The sequence below is a fragment of the Fibrobacter intestinalis genome, assembly GCF_900167415.1.
Taxonomy (GTDB): Bacteria; Fibrobacterota; Fibrobacteria; order Fibrobacterales; family Fibrobacteraceae; genus Hallerella; species Hallerella intestinalis.
The window spans coordinates 1-5085 of sequence record NZ_FUWU01000099.1; the positions used below are offsets into that span (position 1 = coordinate 1).

Below are 5085 nucleotides of genomic sequence, written 5' to 3' on the forward strand. Positions count from 1 at the left end.
GGCTATACTGTTTTTGCCTTCTGTGGAACGGAATGAACAAAAAATGCGAACGTCCTTATCTTGCGTTCGCAAAGTGACTTTTTAAGGGCTGACTATATTAACCAAAGACAAGGGACTACACAATGAAAAAGAAGAATATTATCAATCTGATTCGCTATTACGCCGAAAAAAACGATCCCGCTTTCCGCGAGGAGGCATACGAAATTGCCCGGGATTTTGACGCTAGCGGCGATTTCCAGCTTTCAGAATACATCATGGCCCTTATGTCCAGCGCAAACGCCTTTGTGCCGCAAATGCACGAAGACCAGATGACCTTTTTCCGCAAGGTCGCCCCTTCGCACGATTCGCTGCCGCTCCCCACACCTATCGAAAAAGATATCCTTGGAATCATCAATGCCATCCAGCGGAATATGGGAATCAACAAGTTCCTTTTCCAGGGTGCTCCCGGAACAGGCAAAACCGAATCAGTCCGGCAAATCGCCCGCATTCTGGAACGCGACCTGTTCTGCGTCGATTTCGACACCATCATTGACAGCAAGCTCGGCCAGACGCAAAAGAACATCGCTTCGCTTTTTGACGAACTGAACCATTTTGCGCACCCGGAAAAAATACTCGTGCTGTTCGACGAAATCGACGCCATTGCTCTTGACAGAACCAATTCCCAAGACCTCCGCGAGATGGGCCGTGCCACGTCGGCCATTCTCAAGGGCTTCGACAACTTGAACGAACAAATTACCATCATCGCCACGACAAACCTTTTCAAGCATTTTGACAAGGCCCTCTCTCGCCGTTTCGATTCCATTGTCGATTTCAACCGATACACGCAAGAGGACCTGGCCGATATCGCAGAATCTATTTTGAATAATTTCCTGACCAAGTTCAAAATCGGCTATCACAACCCCCGCCTGTTTAGAAAAATACTCGGCTTGAAAAAGAAAACGCCTTGTCCAAGTGAAATGAAAAAAATTCTGCGAAACGCAGTCTGCTTCTGTGATGAAACAATCGAAGGCGACTATTTAGGTCGCATCTATGAATTGCTCACAGGCGACACGACCAACAATCTACATCGCCTGCATGAGCAAGGCTTTACAGTCCGCGAAATTGAAATTCTTTCTAGCGTGTCCAAAAGCCAAGTTGCACGATTCCTAAATGCGCCGCAACAAACAGCCGGAACATCGCCATACAAGAACGAAATCCCGCAACGAAACCAACGCAATCTATACGCCAAAAGACTTGACGAGATAAACCTTGCAGATGTTTATAAAAAAGGGGAAGATGAGGTGGTGTGGGACTGATTTTTCCAATGATCAACCCTTATCGCCACCCGACTTTTTTGGACTCGACTATGCAAGCGGGAATTCTTCTCGATTTTCGGCTAAAAACAGCAAAAAAAAAACACCGTTAAAAGTGATTTTTTCACTTTAGTGTTTGCTTTTTTGACAAAATTTTGTTAAATTATACAATACAAAAGAGAAATTTTCACAAATAAACGCGGACGGAAGATATGCTGATACGTTTTAATGTCAAGAATTTCCTCTCATTCGATTCAGAAGACCGTGCATCACACGATACTTCTAGTCAAGAATTTTCAATGATTCCGGGGAAAGTCCGCAGTAAAGAAGACCACGTCCTTAAATCCAGCAAGCAGAACCTGCTTAAATTCGCGGCAATTTACGGAGCGAACGCGGCAGGCAAATCCAACCTGATCAAGGCGATGGCGTTCTTTAAAAACTGCACTTTGAACGGGAGCGCCCTCCCACAGGACGCAAACCTATACTGCAAAACCGACCCGAGCAACAAGGACAAGCCAAGCTATTTTGAGGCGGAATTCATCGTCGGCGACGAAGCGTACGCGTATGGCTTCGAAGTCATTTTAAGTACCGGGATTTTTGTTTCTGAATGGCTCTGCAAGCTCTCGCCTACTAAAGAGGAGTATCTTTTCAAGAAAGAGGACGCTCAGCATAATTACGAATTCGGCGGGCCTCTCGCCAAAAACCAGATGCTCAGCGTTCTTGTTTCCAGTTTTTACGGGAGCAACGGTCTGTTCTTGAACTTTATCAACCGCACCATGGCCGGTTTTTACAAGACTAACCCACAGGCAGAAGTTCTGCGGACCGCCTTCAACTGGATTGCCAACAATCTGGATATCAACTATCCGGCGAACCCTCTTTCGACTTCTTCTTTCTTGGCAAACGAAGAAGCCCTTTGCCAGGCATCGAAACTTCTAAAGGCTTTCGGTACCGGGATTGAAAACGTGAAATCCGTGCAGGTTCCGTTGGAAAAAGTCGCTCCGTTCTTCCCTCCACTTTGGCTCCAGAACGTCGCTAAACAGATGGAATTGAGCAGCACTCCAAAGAACGATATTTTCATCAGGGACAGAAACGAGATATTCGTCGTTAAAATGGAACGGGGCAAAAGGGACAAGGCTTACTCCATCCAGTTCAAGCACAATTTCCAAAATTCCACCTTGTTCAAGATGGCCGAGGAATCCGACGGCACCGCCCGCCTTTTCGACCTTCTCGAAATCTTGCTCTCCAAGACCAGCAAGACTTACGTCATCGATGAACTGGACCGTTGTCTGCACCCATGTCTTTCATATCAATTCGTAAAGGCGTTCTTCGAATATTCCAAGAACCGCGATGTACAATTGATTGTGACCACTCACGAATCCCGCCTGATGGACTTTGACCTGCTGCGTCGCGATGAAATATGGTTTGTGAATAAAAACAAAAATGGCGCAAGCGACATCTATTCGTTGGAAGAATACAACGAACGTTTCGACAAGAAAATAGACAAGGCCTACCTCGAAGGGCGCTACGGTGGAGTACCTCTGTTCACTTCGATTTTCCCGATTGAGGAGGGCTAATGAGAGAGTCTAAGTCCTTTGGGAAAAGAAAACGTGAGGATTCGCCACAACGCGAAGTCAACATCAAGTACATTCTTTTGACGGAAGGAACCGAAACGGAACCGCAGTATTTCGAAGCCGTCGAAGAAAATAAAATCCAGCTAGGTATTCCTCCCATTATCAAAATACTCCCCTTGACACGGAGCTATGGCGAAGATTGCTGGAGCAATCCCAAAAAGATTTTGGACAGGCTGCTCCTGAATATCGAGGAATCTACATCCGACAAAATTTCGTACAGCACATTACTGAACGCAATGATTGAATGCTTGTATTATAGCGAATACCTAAGCAAACACAAGGAGAAGATTCCAGAAATCAGCCGCCTACTCGAACGCATTTACCGTGACATCCTAAAGGTATCGCCCGATGACTTTGTCGAAGACAAAGAAGCAACCGTAACGAAAGTGACGGAATTCCTCGCAAAAGAAAAACCTCGAATTTGCGAACTCATCATCAAGAACATTGGCGATGCCCTGAACGAACAGTCTATTCCATACGCACCGGAAATAGATAAAATTTGTCTAATTGTAGATCGCGACCCGATGAGTTTTACCTGCTCGCAGTTCGACTACGTAAAGGACACATGCATTGCAAATAACGTCCAGTTCTACATCAGTAATCCCGGTTTTGAACTGTGGCTATTGATGCATTGCAACAACTTCGCCGGCATGAAAGAAGACTTGGCTGCAAAATTTTCAAGTATGCAGCCGCCGGAATTCATAGACCACATAGAAACCCTTCTCAAACAAGAATTCAGCGGCTACAACAAATCCAAACTGAAAACGCAGCCGTTTATACAAGCCATCGATACCGCTATTGCTAACGAGAAATTGTTTACAGAGAACATTGATGCGTTAAAGAACGATATAGGATCAAATGTCGGATTGCTGATTCAGGAAATGAGAGGATAAACAAATGATTCTCAATAACGATCCGCTAGGTCTTTACAGCACCGACATTAAATACGAAGGTTCTACTAGAGCTACGCAAGATTGCATAGACGATTTAATGAACCGTCTGTACGGAATTCGTAAAATCAAGGAAATGACAATCCTAACCCATGGCGAGCATCATGCACTTATGCTCACTTTTGAAAGCGAAGATTATATCGTTTTTATTAAAAGTGGATTGACTTCAGGATATCTTGGCGAAGGTCCAAAAGGAACATCCCTTATCATCCGCCTCGCGGAAGAATCCGGAATTCCCATCAAAGAACTTAACATAACCACTGCATTACTAAAGAGAATCAATTCTTCGCGAGCAACGCAAAAGGACATCGAATTTATCAAAAGCAAAGGCAAAGAAAGTTTTAACTATGAACGACTCTGTCTAAGAATTGTCAACAAAGAATACGTTCAACGGGCAAAAGACACCTTCAAGAAAAACAAGGATATTATTTTCGTTAAAACCGAAGATGAAAAGACAAAAGATGCCGTTGAGATTGACAGGACCAAGGCATTAAAGATGCTGCAGGAAATTCATGAAGCTGTAACTAAATCTAAGAACTCAAACATTCTGTCTGATTTCGGAAACATTTCTTCAATTCTATCGTTCATCAAGAGTTTTCTATGAAAATATTAAATCTTTGCACATTAGCCGGATTCCCGCCATTCTTTTTTGAAGAGATGGAAAAGCACACAGAGCTACTATTAAACACAGAATCCTCAGATGAGTTGATTGAAAATCCTGTATTTCAGGAACTGATTGAACGGCTAACTGAATTTTCCAAAGACTGCAATATTGTCGGTTACCATTACACAAGAGCAAACAAAGAAGACATCCTAAAAGAAGGACTCAAATCTAGAAGCGGGCAAGAAATAAGAGAAACTTTTTTGTCCCGCTATAGCGGCCTATTCACAGTAGAAGAACTCGAAACCATTAAGAAATTATGGGATGCGTATTTCGACAAAATCCAGAAATCGTCTCGCGACAACTATATCTTTTTTAATCTTACCACAGAAGCTCTTTCTAATAGCGGAGCAGAACCTCTACTAAAATATTATGGTGGAGAACAAGTGTATATGCCTTTACAGAGAGAATTCACTATCGCACAAAAACTCCGAGGTATCGGGACTCCGCTTTTAATTAGTCCTCCCTTAAAATCCCGCCCAGCCCGCATAACTATTGGGAAAAACTGATTTCTACCCTGTGAAAATATTGCAAGGTTTTCTAAAATATGA

5 protein-coding genes are annotated in these 5085 nt (G+C 43.6%); all 5 read left to right on the forward strand.

The features are described 5' to 3' along the window. Positions 1–122 precede the first annotated feature (122 nt). The 5 genes from B5D40_RS14790 (at position 123) to B5D40_RS14810 (ending at position 5043) form a co-directional block, all read left to right on the forward strand. Positions 123–1295 (forward strand): ATP-binding protein, encoded by a 1173-nt coding sequence (locus B5D40_RS14790; RefSeq protein WP_078777532.1) that lies wholly within the window; start codon positions 123–125, stop codon positions 1293–1295. Positions 1296–1591: 296 nt separating this feature from the next. Continuing rightward, positions 1592–2866 (forward strand): AAA family ATPase, encoded by a 1275-nt coding sequence (locus B5D40_RS14795; RefSeq protein ID WP_198951021.1) that lies wholly within the window; start codon positions 1592–1594, stop codon positions 2864–2866. After that, a complete protein-coding gene (locus tag B5D40_RS14800; RefSeq protein ID WP_078777534.1) occupies positions 2866–3816 on the forward strand; it encodes an RloB domain-containing protein in 951 nt (316 codons plus the stop codon). Before B5D40_RS14795 ends, B5D40_RS14800 begins: the two co-directional genes overlap by 1 nt. A 4-nt stretch (positions 3817–3820) precedes the next feature. Further along, positions 3821–4477, forward strand: coding sequence for a hypothetical protein (locus tag B5D40_RS14805; RefSeq protein ID WP_143394405.1), 657 nt, complete (start codon positions 3821–3823; stop codon positions 4475–4477). Beyond that, entirely contained in the window at positions 4474–5043 is a 570-nt protein-coding gene (locus B5D40_RS14810) for a hypothetical protein (RefSeq protein WP_078777536.1), read from the forward strand. The genes B5D40_RS14805 and B5D40_RS14810 overlap by 4 nt, the downstream gene beginning before the upstream one ends. Positions 5044–5085: the final 42 nt, after the last annotated feature.